We start from the raw sequence: 20314 nt of genomic DNA on the forward strand, positions 1-20314 counted from the left end.
CTCACGCTCCCGTGGCGACGAGGACGGCGGCGACCACCAGGACGACGGTGCCGGCGAGCAGCGCGCTCACATAGGTCTGCAGATTGCCGGTCTGGGCCCGCCGTACGGCGGCTCCCAGCAGACGGGGCAGCGCACCCGCGCCGCGTACGTAGGTCTCGACGACCTCGCGGTCGAGGAACCGGACGAGGGTGGCTCCGGCCTGGACCGGTCGGACGAAGAGGGCCGTGTACACGGCGTCGAGGTGGAAGCCGACGGCCGCGTGGCGGTGCAGCGGGCCGAGCAGGAGACGGCCCGGGTCCGCCGGGTCGGGCGCATAGGCCACGTCTCCGTAGGCGGGCTTGTGGCTGGCAATGGCCTCGGCCTCCACCTGACCGGCGTCGCCCTCGGGGTGGGCCGCGACCGCACCCAGCGGGACGCGGGCCGCGAGAGCGTTGGTGTGCCGCCAGGCCGCGTAGGTGACGATGCCGCCGACCAGGGCCACACCCGTGCCGAGGACGGAGGTGGTCGGGGTCGGGGTCAGGTCACGGCCGTCGAACCAGTCGGGCAGCACGCGGTAGGCGAGTGCGCCGACGGCGAGGGACGGGACGGCAAGCACCCACAGCACCGCGGTCATGGTGAGGGGCTGTCTGCCGTGGTCGGGGGCCTCGGCGCCCCGGCCGCGGAAGGCCAGCAGCCACAGACGGATCGCGTACGCGGCGGTGAGGAGGGCGGTGACCAGGCCGGCGACGAGGACGGTCCAGCCCGCGGCACCGGGGGCGTGCTCCGTGTGCCCGGTGGCCACGTGCTCGGCGGCGCCGAGGACGGACTCCTTGGAGAAGAAGCCGCTGAAGGGCGGGATCGCGGCGAGCGCGAGGAGCGCCACGGTCATCGTCCAGTAGGCGTCGGGGACACGGTCGCGCAGGTGGCCCATGCGGGACATGGCGGCCAGCGAGTTGGTGCCGGCGGCGTGGATGATCACGCCCGCCGCGAGGAACAGCAACGCCTTGAAGGCGCCGTGCGAGAGGAGGTGGAAGACGGCGGCTCCGCGGTCGCCGACGGCGAGGGCGCCGGTCATGTAGCCGAGCTGACCGATCGTCGAGTAGGCGAGGACGCGCTTGATGTCGTCCTGGGCGAGCGCGGCGAGCGCCGAGCCGGTCATCGTGACGGCGGCCATGACGGCGAGGACCACCATCGCGGCCTGCGAGGCCTCGAAGACCGGGAGGAGACGGGCGATGAAGTAGACACCGGCGGCGACCATCGTCGCGGCGTGGATCAGCGCGGAGACGGGGGTCGGGCCCGCCATCGCGTCGGGGAGCCAGGTGTGCAGCGGGAACTGCGCCGACTTGCCCGCCACGCCGGCCAGGAGCAGCAGGGCGATGAGGGTCGGGTGGTCGAGTCCGCCGCTCGCGACGGCGCCGAGGACGCTGGTGATGCGGAAGGACCCGGCGTCGGTGGCCAGCGCGAACAGACCGATCAGGAAGGGGACGTCGCCCAGCTTGGTGACCAGGAAGGCCTTGAGGGAGGCGGCGCGGGCCTCCGGGGTCTCCCAGTAGTGGCCGACCAGGAAGTACGAGCAGATGCCCATGATCTCCCAGCCGACCAGCAGCACCATCAGGTCGCCGGAGTAGACGACGAGCAGCATCGCGGAGGTGAAGAGGGAGACGAGGGCGGCGTACGAGGGGTAGCGCGGGTCGTCGCGGAGGTAGCCCGTGGAGTAGATCTGCACGCAGGTGGCGACGAGGCCGACCAGGACTGCGACGAGGGCAGCGAAGCCGTCGATGTGCAGGGCCAGTTCGATCGGGACCGAGCCGGTGGGCGTGAGCTCGGTGGCGGCGTCGACGGCGTGGTCGCCGCCCTGGCGCACGGCGACCACCGCGGCGAGCGCGAGGGCGGCGAGCGTCGGCAGGACGGCGAGCGGGCGGACGAAGCCGGGGGCCGTGCGGCCCAGGAGCAGGCCGGCGGCTGCGCCCAGGAACGGAAGGAGGGGGACGAGGACGGCGAGGGTGGTCGTGGTCACGCGGTGGCCTCAGCCTTCCCGGCCCGGTCGGCCTGCTCGGCCGTGCGGGCGTCGCTGTCGGAGCCGTCGAGGCCGTCCGCCGGGTGGCTCTCGTGGCCCTCGGCGGTGTCGCGGAGCTTGTCGATGTCCGCGGTGCCGCGATTGCGGTGGACGGCGAGGACGATCGCCAGGCCGATACCGATCTCGGCGGCGGCGATGGCGATGGTGAAGAGGGTCAGGGCCTGCCCGGAGTGCAGGGTCTCCTCGGCGGCCCGGCTGAGCCAGACGTCGAAGGCGACGAGGTTGAGGTTGACGGCGTTGAGCATCAGCTCGACCGACATCAGGACCAGGATCGCGTTGCGCCGGGCGAGGACGCCGTACAGGCCGGTGCAGAAGAGGAGGGCGGAGAGGACGGCGGGATAGGCGAGGTGCATCAGCGGGCCCCTTCCGTGTCGCGCCGGGTGCCCCGGGCGCCGGGGACGCCCGGGCCGGTGCTCGCCGCGTCCGCCTTGGTCTTGCGGGAGAGGACGATCGCGCCGACCAGGGCGGCGAGGAGGAGGACGGAAAGGGCCTCGAAGGGGAGGACCCAGTTCTGGAAGAGGCTGGCGCCGGTGGCCTCGGTGGAGCCGGCTGCCGGGCCGCTCAGGTCGATCCAGGTGGTGCGGAAGGCGTCCACGACGACCCAGACCAGGGCGGCCGCGGCGGCGACGGCCACGGTGAGGGCGGCCCAGCGGTTGCCGGAGTCGGCGTCCGGGGAGCGGCCGATGGGGGCCCTGGTGAGCATCAGACCGAACAGGAGGAGGACGACGACGGAACCGACGTAGATGAGGACCTGCACCCAGGCGATGAACTCGGCGGTGAGCAGGAGGTACTCGACGGCGAGGCCGCCGAGGGCGACCACCAGCCACAGGGCGGCGTGCACCAGCTGCTTGGTGGTGACGGTGACCAGTGCGGCGCCGAAGGTGACCAGGCCGACGAGGAGGAAGGCGATCTCGACGCCGGTCGGGGAGAGGAAGCCGTGGGTCTCGGTGGCGGCCGTGAGGGTCACGGCGGAGGCCGGGGTCACGACTCTCCCTCCGTCGGCTCGGCCTGCGCCGCGGCGAGCTTCTCCGCCGTCTTGCGGGCGGCGGCGATCTCCTTCGGCTCCTCCGCGGCGGGGTCGAGGGCGGGCGGGGCCGGGACGGTCCACATCCACTCGCGGAGCTTGTCGCGCTCGTGGGTGAGGTCGCGGATGTCGGTCTCGGCGTACTCGAACTCCGGGGACCAGAACAGGGCGTCGAAAGGACAGACCTCGATGCAGATACCGCAGTACATGCACAGGGAGAAGTCGATGGCGAAGCGGTCGAGGACGTTGCGGCTGCGTTCGCGGCCGCCGGGGGTCGCCGCCGGGACGGTCTCCTTGTGGGAGTCGATGTAGATGCACCAGTCCGGGCACTCGCGGGCGCACAGCATGCAGACCGTGCAGTTCTCCTCGAAGAGGCCGATCACACCGCGGGTGCGGGGCGGGAGGTCGGGCTGGACGTCCGGGTACTGCTCGGTGACGGTCTTCCGCGTCATCGTGCGGAGGGTGACGGCCAGGCCCTTGGCGAGGCCACTGCCAGGAATGCGGGACCGGGTGGGCGGAAGAGGCTCAGCCATGGTTACTGGATCACCACCTTGACGATGCCGGTGAGGGCGATCTGAGCGAGGGAGAGGGGGACTAGGAGGGTCCAGGAGAGTTTCTGGAGCTGGTCCTCGCGCAGGCGGGGATAGGTGACGCGGAGCCAGATGACGACGAAGGCCAGCACGGCCGCCTTCAGGAGGGTCCAGACCCAGCCGAGGCCGTCGGCTCCCCAGGGGCCGTGCCAGCCGCCCAGGAAAAGGACGGTGGTCAGGCCGCAGAGGACGACGATCCCGGCGTACTCGGCGAGAAGGAACAGGGCGAAGCGCAGGCCGGTGTACTCGGTGTACGCGCCGAAGATGATCTCCGAGTCGGCGACGGGCATGTCGAAGGGCGGGCGCTGGAGTTCGGCGAGGCCGGCGACGAAGAAGACGATCGCGCCGACGATCTGCCAGGGCAGCCACCACCACTCGAAGGCGTCGAGGATGCCGGGGAGCGAGACCGTCCCGGCTGCCATGGCCACCGAGGCGGCGGTGAGCAGCATCGGGAGTTCGTAGGCGAGGAGTTGGGCGGCGGTGCGCAGGCCGCCGAGGAGGGAGAACTTGTTGGCGGAGGCCCATCCGGCCATGAGTGAGCCGAGGACGCCTACGCCCATCACGGCCAGCACGAAGAAGACGCCCGCGTCGATGACCTCGCCGACGGCGCCCTCGCCGGGGCCGATGGGGATGGCGAGGAGGACCAGGAGATACGGGAGGAGGGCGACAGCGGGGGCGAGTTGGAAGATACGGCGGTCCGCGCCCGCGGGTACGACGTCTTCCTTCTGCGCGAACTTCACGCCGTCCGCTACGAGTTGGGCCCAGCCGTGGAAGCCACCGGCGTACATCGGGCCGAGGCGGCCCTGCATGTGGGCCATGACCTTGTGCTCGGTCTGGCCGACGATCAGGGGGAAGGTGAGGAAGACGACGAAGATGATCAGGAGTCGCAGGGCGACGTCGAGTGCGTCATTCACTGCGGGCCTCCTGCGGGATCTTCGGGAGTGGGGGTGGGGGCAGGCTTGGGGCCGGGCTTGGGGCCGGGTGCCTGCTCGGCTTCGGCTTTGCGCTCGGCTTCGGGTACCTGATCGGGCTCGGCTACCTGATCGGGCTCGGCTACCGGTGCCTGCTCGGCGTTGGATGCCGGGGCGTTCCCGGCCTCGGTCCTCGGCTCGGGCTCGGCCTCGGTCCTCGGCTCGGGCTCGGCCTCGGTCCTCGGCTCGGGCTCGGGCTCGGGCTCGGTCCTCGGCTCAGGCTCGGCACTCGGCTCAGGCCTGGCGCTCGGCTCAGGCCTGGCGCTCGGCTCAGGCTCAGTGCCTCGCTCGGGTTCCGGTTCGGCGAAGGCCGGGCGGGCGTGGTGCCAGGGAGCGTCCGGGCTGCGCGGGGTGGTGGGGGCCTTCGGGGGCGTGCCCTCGGTCTGCGGAGGTGCGGCGGCCTCGTCGGTGTCGCCGGCCGACGCCGCCGCGCCCGGCGTGGGTCGCTGACTCGCCGACCCCTCCGAAGCGGTGCGCGCCCGACGCCGGGCGCCCGGCGCCTCGGTGGCCGTGGCATCAGTGGTCCGCGTATCCGGGGCGGACGCATCCGTGGATCGCGTATCCGAGGCCGTGGCATCCGTGGCCCGCGTATCCGAGGCCGCCGCATCCCTGGACTGGGACGTCGTCTCGGTCTGGCTCGCGGAACCCTCCGCCGCGGTGCGGGAACGCCTCGGCCCGGCGGGAGCGGCCGCAGCCGCCGCCCCCTCCACCGGAGACGCCTCCGCCTGACTCGCCGAACCCTCCGCCGCCGTACGAGACCGCCTCGGCCCGGCCGGCGCACCCGCAGTCGGCGACTCCTCCACCCGACCCGCCGCCCCCTCCACCGGAGCCGGCGACGCCTCCGTCTGGCTCGCCGAGCCCTCGGATGCCGTGCGGGCCCGGCGTACGGGCCGTTCGCCCGCCGCTCGTGCCGGCCGTTCGCCCGGCGCCGCGCGGCCCGCGCCGCGGGCAGGGCGGGTCGGGGCCGGGGGGAGCTGGCCCTTCAGGGGGCCCCATTCGTTGGGGTCGGGGACGCCTGGGGGGAGCATCTGGCGGCGTTTGGGGCCGCCGTGTTCGGACTCGCCGGGTTCTTTGGCGCCCGGCCAGGCCTTGGCGACCCGGGCCGCGAGGACGAAGTCCTTGCGGAGGGGGTGGCCTTCGAAGCCCTCCGGGAGCAGGAGGTGGTCCAGGGAGGGGTGGCCCTCGAAGGCGACGCCGAACATCTCGTGGGTCTCGCGTTCGTGCCAGGCGGCGCCCGCGTACACGTCGACGGCGGTCGGCAGGGCGGGGGCCTCGTGCGGGACGGTCGTACGGACGAGCAGGCGGCGTACCGGGGCGAGTGCCACGACGTGGGCCGAGACGCGGAAGCCCGTGCCCGGTTCGTCGACCGCGCTGAGCCAGTCGAAGTAGGTGCAGCCGAGACGGTCGCGGGCCGTTTGCAGCGCCGCGATCCAGGAGGCGGGCGGCACGTCCACCGTCAGGACCTCGTACGACTCCTCAGCCGTGGCCTCCGCGCCGAACAGTTCCTCGGCGGGGGCGGGCAGCCAGCCGACCACGGTCATCGCGCATCCCCCTCGGCGGCCGGCGGCCGCACCAGCCCGCTCTGCAGGGCCGCGGCCGAAGGCCGGGCAGCCGTCCCGTACCGCTCCCCCAGGGACTCCCGGGCGATCTTCTCCTGGAGTTTGAGGATCCCCTGGAGCAGCGCCTCGGGCCGGGGCGGGCAGCCGGGGACGTAGACGTCGACCGGGATGATCTGGTCGACGCCCTTGGTGACGGAGTACGAGTCCCAGTACGGGCCGCCGCAGTTGGAGCACGCGCCGAAGGAGATGACGTACTTCGGCTCGGGCATCTGCTCGTAGAGGCGCTTCACGGCCGGCGCCATCTTGTCCGTGACCGTGCCGGAGACGACCATCAGGTCGGCCTGGCGAGGGCCGGGCGCGAAGGGGATCACGCCGAGGCGGATGAAGTCGTGGCGGGCCATCGACGCGGCGATGAACTCGATCGCGCAGCAGGCGAGGCCGAAGTTGAAGACCCAGAGGGAGTAGCGGCGGCCCCAGTTGAGGACCACCTTCATCGGCTCGGGGGCGAGGCGCGCGAGGGCGCCCAGGCGCTTCGGCTCCGGGAGGTACACGGGCTCGGAAACGGTTTCGGAAGGAGTCTCGGAAGGAGTCGAGGTCACGTCCATGCCAGAACACCCTTCTTGTAGGCGTACAGCAGGCCCACGGCCAGGAAGCCGAGAAAGATGAACATCTCGACGAGCGTCGTCGCCCCGTACCCGTCCCCGGCAAACACCGTCGCCCAGGGGAACAGGAAGATCGAGTCGACGGCGAAGATGACGTACAGGAAGGCGTAGACGTAGTAGCGGACCTGGGTGTGGGCCCAACCCTCGCCGACGGGGTCGACGCCGCACTCGTACGTCAGGAGCTTCTCGGGGGTGGGGACCACAGGGCGCAGCAGCCGCCCTGCTCCGAAGGCGACGGCCACGAACAGCACGCCGACGACGGCGAGCAGCCCGACGACCGAGTACGACTGGAAGTAGTCCGCCGCAACGACGACGGTCGGTTCCGGCACGTCAGTCCCTCGCTCCCTGACCTTGGACTCTGTTCGACGATCTGTACGCACGGGAGTCTAGGCCCTGCTAAAGAGACCGTAAGCAGCCCGTCACGCCTTGGCAGAAGCCACAGGTCGCCGGGGTGGGGTTATCCCCAGGCGATCGCGGCGGTCCGCCTCATGGCGCGGGGGCCCGCCGCGCGGCACGCTAACCCATATGACCGAACGTCTCCCGACCTCGAGACCCATCGGGGAGGCGGACAGCGACCGCCTGCCGCCTGTCCGTTTCGCCTTCGACCGGCACACCTGGAAGGAGATCGCGCACCTCCTGGCGAACCTTCCCGTGGCGCTGCTCGGCTTCACCTACGTCGTGACGGTGCTGTTCACCGGCTTCTGGCTGACCGTGACGGTGATCGGCTTCCCGCTGCTGGCGGCCGGCCTGATGGGCGCCCGGCAACTGGGCAAGCTGGAGCGGGCGCGGGCCAGGGCGCTGCTCGGGGTGCGGATCGCCGAGCCGAGCCCCCTTCCCCTGCGCAGCAGCAGGAGCGGCTTCTTCGCGCAGCTGTGGATGGGGATCAAGGACCCGGTGGGCTGGCGCACGGTGCTGTACGACTTCATCCGGCTGCCCTGGGGTGTCCTCACCTTCGCCATCACTCTGACCTCGTTGTTCGTGCTGTGGCCGGTGCTGCCGTTCATCGCGCGGGGGCTGAGCAACGTGGACCGGGTGATGGTGCGCGGCCTGCTGTCGCCCTCCGACGAGCTGGAGCGGCGGATCGCCGAGCTGGAATCGGACCGGGGGGTCGTGGTCGACACGGCCGCGGCCGATCTGCGGCGCATCGAGCGCGATCTGCACGACGGGGCACAGGCCCGGCTGGTCAACCTGGCCATGGGTCTTGGCCTGGCCAAGGAGAAGCTGCTGGAGGATCCGGACACGGCGGCGGCGATGGTCGCGGAGGCGCACGGCGAGGTCAAGCTGGCGTTGCAGGAGCTGCGGGATCTGGCCCGGGGCATCCATCCCGCCGTACTGACGGACCGCGGCCTGGACGCCGCGCTGTCCTCCGTCGCCTCGCGCTGCACGGTGCCGGTGAAGGTGACGGCCGACCTGCCCGCCAGACCGGCCGCGGCCATCGAGGGCATCGCCTACTTCACCGTCTCGGAGCTGCTGCAGAACATCAGCAAGCACAGCGGGGCGAGGACCGCGTCGGTCGACGTGTGGCGGGCCGACGACCGGCTGCTCATCCAGGTGTGGGACGACGGCCGTGGCGGCGCACGCCTCGACGGCGGTACGGGCATGCGCGGCCTCGCCGACCGGCTGGGCGCGGTCGACGGCCTGTTCGTCATCGACTCGCCGCCGGGTGGGCCGACCGTGGTCACGGCGGAGCTGCCATGGCGGGACCGGTCGCTCGACGCGAGGGAGCCCAGGGGGGCAGAAGAGTCCAGGGAGTCCAGGAGGTAGGGAAAACCCCCCGTCCAAGACGCCGACGGACTCCATGGTCCGCGGACCTGCGGCCTAGCAGGGTGGAAGTACGACGGCACAGCCTCGGGACCAGCAGGGTCTGCGGAGCCTCAGGACGAGTAGAAACGGACGACGCCGATGGCCACGGACTACGGACAGGGCTACGGGCACGACAGCGGGCTCGGGTTCGCGGAGAGCACGCGGGGGCATCGGCTGCCCTCCGCGCTGCGGGCACCGTTCGAGGCGCGCAGCTGGAGCGAGCTGGCGTATGTGCTGCTGGGCCTGCCGATCAGCGTGCTGCTGTTCACGTACGCCGTCACGATGGTGTCCCTCGGCGCGGGCCTGCTCGTGACGTTCCTCGGGATTCCGGTGCTGGCGGCGGGGCTGGCGGGGTGCCGGGGGTTCGGCGCGCTGGAGCGGGGCCGGGCGCGCGGGCTGCTGGGTCTCGAGGTGGGCAACCCCGAGCCGCTGCGGATGAAGAAGCAGGGCGTGATGGCGTGGATGGGGGCCGTCCTCAAGAGCGGCACCTCCTGGCGGACCCTGCTGTACTCGCTGCTGTACCTGCCGTGGTCGGTGTTCTCGTTCACCGTCGCCGTCAACTTCTTCGCGATCGGCTGGACGCTGATGACGTACCCGCTGTGGTTCTGGCTCTTCCCGCTGTACGGCGGACAGGACGGGCTCCAGCTGTACGGCGACGAAGGCCACCACATCTATCTCGACAACCCCTTCGAGATCGCCGTCACGGCGCTGGTGGGGCTGTTGTTCACGCTGGCCACGCCGTGGATCGTGCGGGCGCTGACGATGGTGGACCGGGTGCTGGTGCACGGGCTGCTCGGGCCGACGCGGTTGTCGGCGCGGGTGGTGGAGCTGGAGTCGGACCGGGGGGTCGTCGTCGACACGGCCGCGGCGGACCTGCGGCGTATCGAGCGGGACCTGCACGACGGGGCGCAGGCCCGGCTGGTGGCGTTGGCCATGGATCTGGGGCTGGCGAAGGAGAAGCTCACGGAGGATCCGCAGGCCGCGGCGCGGATGGTGGACGACGCGCACGGTGAGGTGAAGACGGCGCTGCAGGAGCTGCGGGACCTGGCGCGCGGGATCCATCCGGCGGTGCTGACGGACCGGGGTCTGGATGCGGCGCTGTCCGCGGTGGCGTCCCGGTGCACCGTGCCGGTGCAGGTGGAGGTGGATCTGCCCGCGCGGCCGGCGGCGGCGATCGAGGGGATCGCGTACTTCTCGGTGTCGGAGCTGCTGCAGAACATCAGCAAGCATGCGCGGGCCACGTGGGCGTCGGTGGATGTGTGGCGGGTGGAGAACCGGCTGATGCTGCAGGTCGTGGACGACGGGGTGGGCGGAGCCGACACGTCCGGCGGGTCGGGGCTGGCCGGGCTGGCCGAGCGGCTGGACGCGGTGGACGGGATTCTGGTGGTGGACTCGCCGGCGGGCGGGCCCACCCGGATCACCGCGGAGTTGCCTTGGCGGACGGAGCCGGCAATGCGGTGAGGCAGTGATGCGGTGAGGCGGTAATGCAGTGATCCGCTCGGATGGCGGCGGGGTGGGCGGCGGGGTGGTGTTTCGCCCCCGCCGCCCTTACCCGTTCCCGTCCCCGTCCCCAGGGGCTCCGCCCCTTCGACCCCGCCAGGGGGCTCCGCCCTGGACCCCCGTTCGGCCTGAGCGGCCTCGTCCTCAAACGCCGGACGGGCTGGTTGCACCGGCCCGGCCGGTGATCGACAACCGGCCGTGCAGGGGCCGAAACACGCCGTGCCGTGCAGGTATTGCCGTTGATTCCCGTTGCCCCGGCCCGCCCGGGTCCGAATGCTGGAATGCTGGACCATGTCGTCCGGGCGGGCGTGGAGTCGGGGCTGTGGGGGGCCGAGGATCGTGGAGGACAGGGTGCGGGTGGTCATCGCCGAGGATTCGGTGCTGCTCAGGGAGGGCCTGACCCGGTTGCTGACCGACCGTGGGCACGACGTCGTCGCCGGGGTGGGCGACGGGGACGCGCTGATCAAGACCATCACCGAGCTGGACTCGGAGGGTGCGCTGCCGGACGTCGTCGTCGCCGACGTGCGGATGCCGCCCACGCACACCGACGAAGGTGTGCGGGCCGCCGTACAGCTGCGCAAGGCGCATCCCGGTCTCGGGGTGCTGGTGCTGTCGCAGTACGTGGAGGAGCGTTACGCCACCGAACTGCTGGCAGGTTCCAGTCACGGGGTCGGCTACCTGCTGAAGGACCGGGTAGCCGAGGTGCGTGAGTTCGTGGACGCGGTGGTGCGGGTGGCCCAGGGCGGTACGGCCCTGGACCCCGAGGTCGTCGCGCAGCTGCTGGGGCGCAGCCGCAAGCAGGACGTGCTCGCGGGACTCACCCCGAGGGAGCGTGAGGTCCTGGGGCTGATGGCCGAGGGCCGGACCAACTCCGCGATCGCCCGGCAGCTGGTTGTGAGCGACGGAGCCGTCGAGAAGCACGTCAGCAACATCTTTCTGAAGCTCGGGCTGTCCCCCAGTGACGGGGACCATCGGCGCGTACTCGCGGTCCTCACCTACTTGAACTCCTGAGGGCCTGACACCGTGTCAGAAACGGGGCGACCACTGAGCGGGATGCGCGGTCCCGTCGATCCCGAGAACCGAAGAATGAAGGGCAGCGTCTTCAAAAGGAAGCGCCGGGGCGGGTAAATCGTGACAAGTCGGTGCGCTGAACCGTCTCAAAAGCGTGTCCATCATGCGAATGACCCAAGGAAGGCGACCCTTACGGTCGTAGGGTTGATCCTGGGAGGGCCTGCGGGACGGCCGCTCCCAGACAGCCGCCTCGAGGGAGGTCCAGTTCAGTGACGCAGGTCAGTAGTCCAGCGGAGCAGGCCGACGGAACCGTCGTGGGAGAGCAGCGCAAAGCGGCAGGCGTGAAGGACGTCCGCCGCCTGGACCGGGTGATCATCCGTTTCGCGGGTGACTCGGGTGACGGTATGCAGCTCACCGGTGACCGTTTCACCTCGGAGACGGCGTCCTTCGGCAACGACCTGTCGACCTTGCCGAACTTCCCGGCCGAGATCCGCGCCCCCGCCGGCACCCTGCCCGGCGTCTCCTCCTTCCAGCTGCACTTCGCCGACCACGACATCCTCACGCCGGGTGATGCGCCGAATGTGCTGGTCGCCATGAATCCGGCGGCCCTCAAGGCGAACATCGCCGATCTGCCGCGCGGCGCGGAGATCATCGTCAACACGGACGAGTTCACCAAACGGGCGATGCAGAAGGTCGGGTACGCCACCTCGCCCCTGGAGGACGGTTCACTCGACGGCTACCACCTCCATCCGGTCCCTCTGACCACACTGACGGTGGAAGCCCTCAAGGAATTCGACCTCACCCGCAAGGAGGCCGAGCGCAGCAAGAACATGTTCGCGCTCGGTCTCTTGTCGTGGATGTACCACCGGCCGACCGAGGGCACCGAGAAGTTCCTCAAGTCGAAGTTCGCCAAGAAGCCGGACATCGCGGCCGCGAACATCGCCGCCTTCCGCGCGGGCTGGAACTTCGGCGAGACGACGGAGGACTTCGCGGTCTCGTACGAGATCGCCCCGGCGACGACGGCGTTCCCGACCGGCACCTACAGAAACATCTCCGGGAACCTTGCCCTGTCCTACGGACTGGTCGCCGCGTCCCGCCAGGCGGACCTGCCGCTGTTCCTGGGCTCGTACCCGATCACCCCGGCCTCGGACATCCTGCACGAGCTGAGCAAGCACAAGAACTTCGGCGTGCGCACCTTCCAGGCCGAGGACGAGATCGCCGGTATCGGTGCGGCGCTGGGTGCGGCCTTCGGCGGTTCGCTGGCGGTGACCACGACGTCCGGTCCGGGTGTGGCGCTCAAGAGCGAGACGATCGGGCTGGCGGTGTCCCTGGAGCTGCCGCTCCTGGTCATCGACATCCAGCGCGGCGGCCCGTCGACCGGTCTGCCGACCAAGACCGAGCAGGCGGACCTGCTCCAGGCCATGTACGGCCGCAACGGCGAGGCGCCGGTACCGATCGTCGCCCCGTGCACGCCTGCCGACTGCTTCGACGCGGCTCTGGAGGCGGCGCGGATCGCGCTGACGTATCGCACGCCGGTGATGCTCCTGTCGGACGGCTACCTGGCCAACGGCTCCGAACCCTGGCGCATCCCCGACCTCGACGAGCTGCCCGACCTGCAGGTGCAGTTCACCCAGGGCCCGAACCACACCCTGGACGACGGCACCGAGGTCTTCTGGCCCTACAAACGGGATCCGCAGACCCTCGCCCGCCCCTGGGCGATCCCCGGCACCCCCGGCCTGGAGCACCGCATCGGCGGCATCGAGAAGCAGGACGGCACCGGCAACATCTCCTACGACCCCGCCAACCACGACTTCATGGTCCGCATCCGCCAGGCCAAGATCGACGGCATCGACGTACCGGATGTGGAAGTCGACGACCCGCACGGAGCACGGACCCTGGTACTCGGCTGGGGCTCCACCTACGGACCCATCACCGCGGCCGTACGGCGGCTGCGCACGGCCGGCGAGTCCATCGCGCAGGCCCACCTGCGCCACCTCAACCCCTTCCCCACCAACCTCGGCACCGTCCTGAAGAGCTACGACAAGGTGGTGATCCCCGAGATGAACCTCGGCCAGCTCGCCGCCCTCGTCCGGGCGAAGTACCTCGTCGACGCCCACTCCTACAACCAGGTCAACGGCATGCCGTTCAAGGCCGAACAGCTCGCCACGGCTCTGAAGGAGGCCATCGATGACTGAGACGTCCACGGAAGGCACGGACACGATCGAGTCGCTCTCGCTCGTCCCCAAGGCCGAGGCCCGCCAGTCCATGAAGGACTTCAAGTCCGACCAGGAAGTGCGCTGGTGCCCCGGTTGCGGTGACTACGCGATCCTCGCCGCGGTCCAGGGCTTCATGCCCGAACTGGGCCTGGCCAAGGAGAACATCGTCTTCGTCTCGGGCATCGGCTGCTCCTCCCGCTTCCCGTACTACATGAACACGTACGGCATGCACTCCATTCACGGCCGCGCCCCCGCCATCGCCACCGGACTGGCCTCCAGCCGACGGGATTTGAGCGTGTGGGTGGTGACGGGTGACGGCGACGCGCTGTCGATCGGCGGCAACCACCTGATCCACGCCCTGCGCCGCAACGTGAACCTGAAGATCCTCCTCTTCAACAACCGGATCTACGGCCTCACCAAGGGCCAGTACAGCCCGACCTCCGAGGTCGGCAAGATCACCAAGTCGACGCCGATGGGGTCGCTGGACGCCCCCTTCAACCCGGTGTCCCTGGCGATCGGCGCGGAGGCGTCCTTCGTCGCCCGGACCATCGACTCCGACCGCAAGCACCTGACGGAGGTCCTGCGGCAGGCGGCCGCCCACCCGGGCACGGCGCTGATCGAGATCTACCAGAACTGCAACATCTTCAACGACGGCGCCTTCGATGCCCTCAAGGACAAGCAGAAGGCCGAGGAAGCGGTGATCCGCCTGGAGCACGGGCAGCCGATCCGCTTCGGCACGGACCGCTCGCGCGGCGTCGTACGCGACGCGGCGACCGGCGACCTGAAGGTGGTCACGGTGACCCCGGAGAACGAGGCGGACGTGCTGGTCCACGACGCCCACGCGACGTCCCCGACAACGGCGTTCGCCCTGTCGCGGCTGGCCGACCCCGACACCCTCCACCACACCCCGATCGGCGTGCTGCGGTCCGTGGAGCGACCGGTGTACGACACGCAGATGGCCGACCAACTGGACACGGCGATCGAACAGAACGGCAAGGGGGACCTGGCGGCGCTGCTGGCGGGCGGGGACACCTGGACGGTCGTGGGCTGAGCGAGGGTTGACGGTTGATGACGGTTGAGGGCCTGGGTGCGGTACCGCGCCCAGGCCCTCGGTGTCGTCGAGACGTCAGGCGCTGGGGGATGTCCTGAGGGCAGCCTTGTCCCTCAACAGTCGGACGGCGCCCCCGAGTCGGGCCCCACGACCCACCACCCCTCCAGATCATCGAGCCGCTCCTCCATGATGGCGTCGACAGCCCGGCCGGTCCTTGCCTCCAGCGAGTCCGGCGGCAGTTCCTGCCGGTGCTCGGACGTCAGCCGCCAGTACTCGGCGAAGAGAGAGTTCTTGCTCAGCACCTTCAGGTGCCCGAGGAGTTCGCTCCGATCTGCCACTCCGACCCGGTGGGCAAGCAGGAGCAGCCCGTACTCCCGGTTGGCGAAGAGCATCTGGCGCTGCTGGTCCACGGAGAGTCCGTCCAAGGTACTCAACGCTGCGGCGAGCACCGGGTCGCCGATCGCGTGGTCCAGTTGCCCGACGAAGAATCCGTGCATCCGGATCTCGTTCGCGAGCCGGAGCTCCTGCGCCACCGCGGCCATGCCCTCCCCGAGGAGGGTGAGCGCTTGGGTCAGGCCCCGTAAGAGTTCCTCTTGATCTGGTACGGCCATGTCGACACACCCCCGCGTCACGAGAAACCACCCCGCCCATCAGGGTGCACGGCCGCACAAGTGGGGGCGGGAGGCGGAAAGGGGGCGCACGGATGGACGCACCGCGCGAATCGCCCGCCTTGCCTTCCGCAGTCACGCAGAGGCGCAGGCGTCACGGGTCACGGGTCACAGGTGACGCGTCAACGTCAGGCGTCCGGGATATCCCTTTTGGCACGGATGAGGGTCTCGCGATCGATCACGACGATCCGCTCGTAGTCGGCTCGCGCCGCGTCCGGGGGAAGGAGAGGGTCCAAGTCGGCGGTGGCTTCCGTACCGATGACCGCGAACCTGCCGTCACTCAACTCAAAGACGTCCGGACAGGTTTCGACGGTTTGACTGCCCCGCAGCTTGGGTGGGTCTCCGATGCGGCGGACAACACTGAGAGCAGAGATTTCGCGGGGCACTCGGAGCCTTCTCTAGACAGGAAAGCCCCAGGTGGGCGGGGCACGCACAGGCTACGGCAAGATCCCTTTGCTCGCCTCGGTTTTCCCATGAATTACCTCCTTTGCAGGAGTCAGGGCCGTTCATTGACGCGGCGCGGCCGGCCCCCTCGTCAGGACGCCTGCCCGGGAGAGGGCGGCGGCCCGGGAGAAGGCGACGGCCCGGCAGACGGCCCGGGCCCCACGATCCACCACTCGTCAGGGTCGTCCGCGAGCTCCTCCAGCATGATGTCGACGGCAGCACCGACCCGCGCCTCCATCGAATCCGTCGGAAGGCTCCTGCGGTGCTCGACCGTGCGGTCCCAGTACTCGGCAAAGAGCGAATTTCTGCATAACACGCGTAAATGCCCCAGAAGTTCATCCCAGTCGCACACGCCGACGCGATGCGCCAACAACAAGTTGCCGTACTGCCGGTTGGCGAAGATCATCTGCCGTCGCCTGCCCTCGGAGAGCCCCGGCAGTGTGCTCGCGGTGTCCGCCAGGGACGGGTCGTCGACCATGCGGTCCATCTGGTCCACGGTGAGGCGGTACTGCTGGATCACATTCGCCCGGTGAATCTCGTCGGTCATCAGTGTGAGCTGCTGAAGCAGCTCGGCCAGGATCTCTTCCTGACGTCCACGGCGAGGGCCACGGGCGAACAACGCCCGCATCAGGCCGAGTCCCGCGGTGGCTGCAGAACCGATACTGCGCGCCGCCCGTTTCTGTGTGGCCATGTCAAGGCATCCCCCTGGGTTCGGTAACCGCGCACCGGAGGGTGGCATCGCGGGTGGCGCGCGGGTGGGTGCAGCACTCCGCATCCAGCGTGCCCGGCGACTCAAGTCGGCGCGGGAGGCGGAGAGGGGGCGCATGGAAGGACGTATCTCGCATGTCGGCCAACGCCCTGACATATGTGTGCCCCCTGGCGCCGTCCGCATTCCTTCAGAGGGCCCGGCCCCATGCGTCACCCCTGCTCAGAGTCCCTCTTCCGCGCGTCGTACACCTCCCGCGCCTTCTGCACCTCCCCCATCCGCGCCTCGGTCCACACCGCCAACCCCCGCACCTGCTCCGCCGCCTCGCGGCCCAGGTCGGTGAGGGAGTAGTCGACCCTCGGGGGGATGACCGGCTTGGCGTCGCGGTGGACGAGGCCGTCGCGTTCCAGGGTCTGGAGGGTCTGGGTGAGCATCTTCTCGCTGACGCGGCCGATGGCCCGGCGCAGTTCACTGAAGCGGTGGGGGCGGTCCAGGAGCTCGATCAGGACCAGGACGCCCCAACGGCTGGTGACGTGCTCCAGGACCAGGCGATACGGGCACATCGCCTCGCCCGCCACCACACGTACGCTTCCCACCTCGTCACTTACGGCCATACCAGTACCTTACTTCAAAGTGGGTACTTTCGAAGAGTTAGCGCACCCCCTATGGTTAGCGGCAGTCCCGCACCCCACAAGGAGTTCGCAGATCATGAGCATCGTCGTCACCGGAGCCACCGGAAACCTGGGCCGCCACGTCGTGGAGCAACTGCTGGAGAAGGTGCCGGCCGAGCAGATCACCGCCGTCGTCCGCAACGCGGACAAGGCCGCCGACTTCGCGGCCCGCGGGGTGAAGATCGCGCTCGCCGACTACAACACCCCCGCCTCCTTCGACGGCCTGTTCTCGGCCGGTGACAAGGTGCTGCTCGTCTCGGGCAACGAGTTCGACAAGGGCCGCGTCCAGCAGCACCAGGTCGTCATAGACGCCGCGAAGGCGGCGGGGGTGGCGCTGCTCGCCTACACCAGCGCCCCCGGCAGCCTGAGCGCCGCGCTCGCCGACGACCACCGGGGCACCGAGGAGGCGCTCACCACCTCCGGCGTGCCGTACACGCTGCTGCGCAACGGCTGGTACCACGAGAACTACACCGAGCAGCTCGCCCCGGTGCTGGAGCACGGCGCGGTCGTCGCCGCGGCCGGCGAGGGCAGGGTCTCCTCCGCCTCGCGCGCCGACTACGCGGCCGCCGCGGTGGCCGTGCTGACCGGCGAGGGGCACGAGAACAAGACGTACGAGCTGGGCGGCGACGAGGCGTGGAGCTTCGCCGAGTACGCGGCCGAGCTGAGCCGGCAGACCGGCAGGGAGATCGTCTACTCCCCCGTCTCCACCGACGCCTACGTCGGGATCCTGACCGGTGCCGGGCTGCCGGAGCCGTTCGCCGCGATCCTGGCCGACGTGGACGCGTCGATCGAGAAGGGCGAGCTGGTCGTCGCCGGCGGCGACCTGTCCCGCCTGGCCGGCCGCCCCACCACGCCGCTCGCCGAGGCCGTCGCCGCCGCACTCAAGGGCTGACCCGAAACCGGTGAAGCACCCCAGGGCCGAACTCCCCCGGTAGGGCCCTGGGGCCCGGGCAACCCCCGCCTGTCATGACCGTATGCCGATACGGGCATGACAGGCGGGGGTGCTCGGCGTTACCTTCTTGCAGGCGAGCTGGACGTGAGAAGGAGGGGCCCGTGGCCGGGACGTCGAAGGGCGAGCAGCACATAGGGCTGCTGAACGGCTTCGCGGCGTACGGGATGTGGGGGCTCGTTCCGCTCTTCTGGCCTCTGCTGAAGCCCGCCGGAGCGGTCGAGATCCTCGCCCACCGGATGGTGTGGTCCCTCGTCTTCGTGGCCGTCGCGCTCGCCGTCATCCGGCGTTGGGCCTGGGCCGGCGAGTTGCTGCGGCAGCCGCGCAGGCTCGCGCTGATCACTGTGGCCGCGGCCGTCATCACGGTGAACTGGGGCGTCTACATCTGGGCCGTGAACTCCGGTCACGTCGTCGAGGCCTCGCTCGGCTACTTCATCAACCCCCTGGTCACCATCGCCATGGGCGTCCTGCTCCTGAAGGAGCGGCTGCGGCCCGTGCAGTGGACGGCGGTCGGCGTCTGCCTCACCGCGGTCCTCGTGCTCACCCTCGGCTACGGCCGGCCCCCGTGGATCTCCCTCACCCTCGCCTTCTCCTTCGCCACGTACGGCCTGGTGAAGAAGAAGGTCAACCTCGGCGGCGTCGAGTCGCTGACGGCCGAGACCGCGATCCAGTTCCTGCCCGCGCTCGGCTATCTGCTGTGGCTCGGTGCGCAGGGCGACTCCACCTTCACCACCGAGGGTGCGGGCCACGCGGCCCTGCTCGCCGCGACCGGCGTCGTCACCGCGCTCCCCCTCGTCTGCTTCGGCGCGGCCGCGATCCGCGTGCCGCTGTCCACGCTGGGGCTGCTGCAGTACCTGGCCCCGGTCTTCCAGTTCCTGCTCGGCATCCTCTACTTCCACGAGGCCATGCCCCCCGAGCGCTGGGCCGGGTTCGCGCTGGTCTGGCTGGCGCTGACGCTGCTCACCTGGGACGCCCTGCGCACCGCCCGCCGGTCCGCCCGCACGCTCAGGGCCGAGATCAGCAGGCCAAGCGCCACCATCCCGACGGGCACGGTGAGCGCCACGCGGAAGGCGGACAGCGTGTCCTCGGATCCCGACCCCGTGGAAGCCAAGCCGTAGACGGCCGTCACGGCCGAGATCCCGATCGCGGAGCCGAACTGCGTGGCGGTGTGCAGCAGCCCGCTCGCCAGTCCCTGCTCGGACTCGGCGACCCCGTCCGTCGCCGCGATCGTCAGCGGCCCGTACGCCAGCGCGAAGGCCGTGCCCGCGATGATCAGCGTCGGGAACATCGCTGCGTAGGACCAGTCCATGCCGACCGGCAGGAACAGCCCGTACGCGACGACCGCCAGCACGAAACCGCCGACGATCACGCGGGTGTTGCCGAAGCGGGCGACCAGTTTCGGGGTGAGGGTGGGGGCCAGCACCGCGTCGCACCCCATGATCACCAGGGCGATCGCCGTCTGGAGCGACGACCAGCCACGCAGTTCCTGCAGGTACAGCGTCACCACGAACTGGAAGCCGAAGAAGGCCCCGACGAACAGCAGCGCTCCGAGGTCCGCGCGCACGACCGAGCCCGAGCGCAGGATGCCGAGCCGGACCAGCGGGGCGGCCGTGCGCCGCTCGACAGCGACGAACACGGTGGCCAGCAGCAGCGCCGCGAGGGCCGCTGCCGCGGTGAACGGCCAGCCGTCCACGCCGTGTTCCAGGCGTACGACGGCGTAGGCGGCCAGCAGCATGGCGCCTGCGGCGGTGACCGCGCCGGGGAGGTCGAAGCCGCGTCGGACTCGAGGAGGAGCGTCCTGCGCCGGAACCAGTCGTACGGCCGCCACCAGCAGCGCGCCCGCCAGCAGCACCGGCGCGAAGAACACCCAGCGCCAGCCGAGTTCGGTGAGCAGGCCGCCGACGACCAGGCCGAGCGAGAAGCCACCGGCCGCGGTGCCGGCGAACACCAGCAGGGCCTTGTCGCGCCGCGGGCCCTCCTCGTACGACGTGGTGATCAGGGACATGGCGGCCGGCGTCATGAACGCGGCGGACACCCCGGTCACGAAACGGGCGACGACCAGCATCCAGCCCTCGGTGGCGAAGCCGCCGAGGCCCGAGAAGAGCAGGAAGACGGTCAGCCAGGTCAGGAACATCCGGCGGCGGCCGAGCAGGTCCGCGGCCCGGCCGCCGAGCAGGGTGAAACCGGCGTACCCGAGGACGTAGGCGCTCATCACCCAGGCCGCGGTGCCGGTCGCGAGGCCGAGGTCGGATCTGATCGACGGGATCGCGACGGCCATCATCGCGACGTCGATGCCCTCCAGGAAGATCGTTCCGCAGAGGACGAGTAACAGCGCCCACGCGCGCGTGCCCATGGCAGTACTCCACAGCTAGGGGTCGGTTACCGGCCTGAGGGTCGGTTCCCTCTTGTAACCGACTTCAGCCTGCTGCAGCA

General features: G+C 70.5%; 19 protein-coding genes and 1 pseudogene. 7 read left to right on the forward strand and 13 right to left on the reverse strand.

Annotated features, from left to right (window positions below; translation table 11 throughout):
• Position 1 precedes the first annotated feature (1 nt).
• Genes ADK57_RS30395 through ADK57_RS30430 form a run of 8 tightly spaced genes read right to left on the reverse strand, consistent with a single transcriptional unit; the run spans position 2 to position 7191 of the window.
• Positions 2-1996 carry an NADH-quinone oxidoreductase subunit L gene (locus ADK57_RS30395; RefSeq protein ID WP_053752822.1) on the reverse strand — a complete coding sequence of 665 codons (1995 nt, stop codon included), beginning with the start codon at positions 1994-1996 and terminating at the stop codon, positions 2-4.
• Positions 1993-2409 carry an NADH-quinone oxidoreductase subunit NuoK gene (gene nuoK, locus ADK57_RS30400; protein ID WP_053752823.1) on the reverse strand — a complete coding sequence of 139 codons (417 nt, stop codon included), beginning with the start codon at positions 2407-2409 and terminating at the stop codon, positions 1993-1995. Before nuoK ends, ADK57_RS30395 begins: the two co-directional genes overlap by 4 nt.
• The gene (locus tag ADK57_RS30405; RefSeq protein WP_053752824.1) at positions 2409-3041 is read right to left on the reverse strand and encodes an NADH-quinone oxidoreductase subunit J; all 633 of its coding nucleotides are present in this window, start codon (positions 3039-3041) and stop codon (positions 2409-2411) included. Before ADK57_RS30405 ends, nuoK begins: the two co-directional genes overlap by 1 nt.
• Positions 3038-3613, reverse strand: coding sequence for a NuoI/complex I 23 kDa subunit family protein (locus ADK57_RS30410; RefSeq protein ID WP_053752825.1), 576 nt, complete (start codon positions 3611-3613; stop codon positions 3038-3040). Before ADK57_RS30410 ends, ADK57_RS30405 begins: the two co-directional genes overlap by 4 nt.
• A 2-nt stretch (positions 3614-3615) precedes the next feature.
• On the reverse strand, positions 3616-4584 hold the full coding sequence (locus ADK57_RS30415; RefSeq protein WP_053752826.1) for a complex I subunit 1/NuoH family protein: 969 nt from the start codon (positions 4582-4584) through the stop codon (positions 3616-3618).
• A complete protein-coding gene (locus tag ADK57_RS30420) occupies positions 4581-6182 on the reverse strand; it encodes an NADH-quinone oxidoreductase subunit C (RefSeq protein WP_053752827.1) in 1602 nt (533 codons plus the stop codon). The genes ADK57_RS30415 and ADK57_RS30420 overlap by 4 nt, the downstream gene beginning before the upstream one ends.
• Entirely contained in the window at positions 6179-6805 is a 627-nt protein-coding gene (locus tag ADK57_RS30425) for an NADH-quinone oxidoreductase subunit B (RefSeq protein ID WP_053752828.1), read from the reverse strand. The genes ADK57_RS30420 and ADK57_RS30425 overlap by 4 nt, the downstream gene beginning before the upstream one ends.
• A complete protein-coding gene (locus ADK57_RS30430) occupies positions 6796-7191 on the reverse strand; it encodes an NADH-quinone oxidoreductase subunit A (protein ID WP_053752829.1) in 396 nt (131 codons plus the stop codon). The genes ADK57_RS30425 and ADK57_RS30430 overlap by 10 nt, the downstream gene beginning before the upstream one ends.
• A 196-nt stretch (positions 7192-7387) precedes the next feature.
• Between ADK57_RS30430 and ADK57_RS30435 the strand changes: the two genes are divergently transcribed.
• The 5 genes from ADK57_RS30435 to ADK57_RS30455 all read left to right on the forward strand — a co-directional run bounded on the left by ADK57_RS30435 (position 7388) and on the right by ADK57_RS30455 (position 14443).
• Complete coding sequence (locus tag ADK57_RS30435) at positions 7388-8626, forward strand: sensor histidine kinase (protein ID WP_053752830.1); 1239 nt, start codon at positions 7388-7390, stop codon at positions 8624-8626.
• 138 nt (positions 8627-8764) lie between these two features.
• The gene (locus tag ADK57_RS30440; protein WP_053752831.1) at positions 8765-10126 is read left to right on the forward strand and encodes a sensor histidine kinase; all 1362 of its coding nucleotides are present in this window, start codon (positions 8765-8767) and stop codon (positions 10124-10126) included.
• Between the two features lie 390 nt (positions 10127-10516).
• Positions 10517-11176 carry a response regulator transcription factor gene (locus ADK57_RS30445; RefSeq protein WP_324612219.1) on the forward strand — a complete coding sequence of 220 codons (660 nt, stop codon included), beginning with the start codon at positions 10517-10519 and terminating at the stop codon, positions 11174-11176.
• A gap of 269 nt (positions 11177-11445) precedes the next feature.
• Positions 11446-13371, forward strand: coding sequence for a 2-oxoacid:acceptor oxidoreductase subunit alpha (locus tag ADK57_RS30450; RefSeq protein WP_053752833.1), 1926 nt, complete (start codon positions 11446-11448; stop codon positions 13369-13371).
• The gene (locus ADK57_RS30455; RefSeq protein WP_053752834.1) at positions 13364-14443 is read left to right on the forward strand and encodes a 2-oxoacid:ferredoxin oxidoreductase subunit beta; all 1080 of its coding nucleotides are present in this window, start codon (positions 13364-13366) and stop codon (positions 14441-14443) included. Before ADK57_RS30450 ends, ADK57_RS30455 begins: the two co-directional genes overlap by 8 nt.
• Positions 14444-14556: 113 nt before the next feature.
• On the opposite strand, the gene ADK57_RS30460 is transcribed toward ADK57_RS30455, so the two are convergent.
• From ADK57_RS30460 to ADK57_RS30475, 4 genes are all read right to left on the reverse strand, one after another.
• On the reverse strand, positions 14557-15054 hold the full coding sequence (locus ADK57_RS30460) for a DUF6082 family protein (protein WP_053752835.1): 498 nt from the start codon (positions 15052-15054) through the stop codon (positions 14557-14559).
• A gap of 185 nt (positions 15055-15239) precedes the next feature.
• Positions 15240-15497: a hypothetical protein gene (locus tag ADK57_RS30465; RefSeq protein ID WP_199830720.1), complete on the reverse strand. Its 258-nt coding sequence runs from the start codon at positions 15495-15497 to the stop codon at positions 15240-15242.
• A gap of 149 nt (positions 15498-15646) precedes the next feature.
• Positions 15647-16246 (reverse strand): DUF6082 family protein, encoded by a 600-nt coding sequence (locus tag ADK57_RS30470; RefSeq protein WP_053752836.1) that lies wholly within the window; start codon positions 16244-16246, stop codon positions 15647-15649.
• A gap of 227 nt (positions 16247-16473) precedes the next feature.
• A complete protein-coding gene (locus ADK57_RS30475) occupies positions 16474-16875 on the reverse strand; it encodes a winged helix-turn-helix transcriptional regulator (RefSeq protein WP_053752837.1) in 402 nt (133 codons plus the stop codon).
• Between the two features lie 94 nt (positions 16876-16969).
• Between ADK57_RS30475 and ADK57_RS30480 the strand changes: the two genes are divergently transcribed.
• Positions 16970-17824, forward strand: coding sequence for an SDR family oxidoreductase (locus ADK57_RS30480; protein ID WP_053752838.1), 855 nt, complete (start codon positions 16970-16972; stop codon positions 17822-17824).
• A gap of 224 nt (positions 17825-18048) precedes the next feature.
• The gene (gene rarD, locus ADK57_RS47980; RefSeq protein ID WP_420711922.1) at positions 18049-18999 is read left to right on the forward strand and encodes an EamA family transporter RarD; all 951 of its coding nucleotides are present in this window, start codon (positions 18049-18051) and stop codon (positions 18997-18999) included.
• Positions 19000-19031: 32 nt separating this feature from the next.
• Here the strand turns inward: rarD and ADK57_RS30485 are convergent.
• Positions 19032-20234 (reverse strand): annotated as a pseudogene (locus tag ADK57_RS30485) (MFS transporter); the annotation flags it as partial.
• Positions 20235-20314: the final 80 nt, after the last annotated feature.

The organism is Streptomyces sp. MMG1533 (genome assembly GCF_001279775.1).
GTDB lineage: Bacteria > Actinomycetota > Actinomycetes > Streptomycetales > Streptomycetaceae > Streptomyces.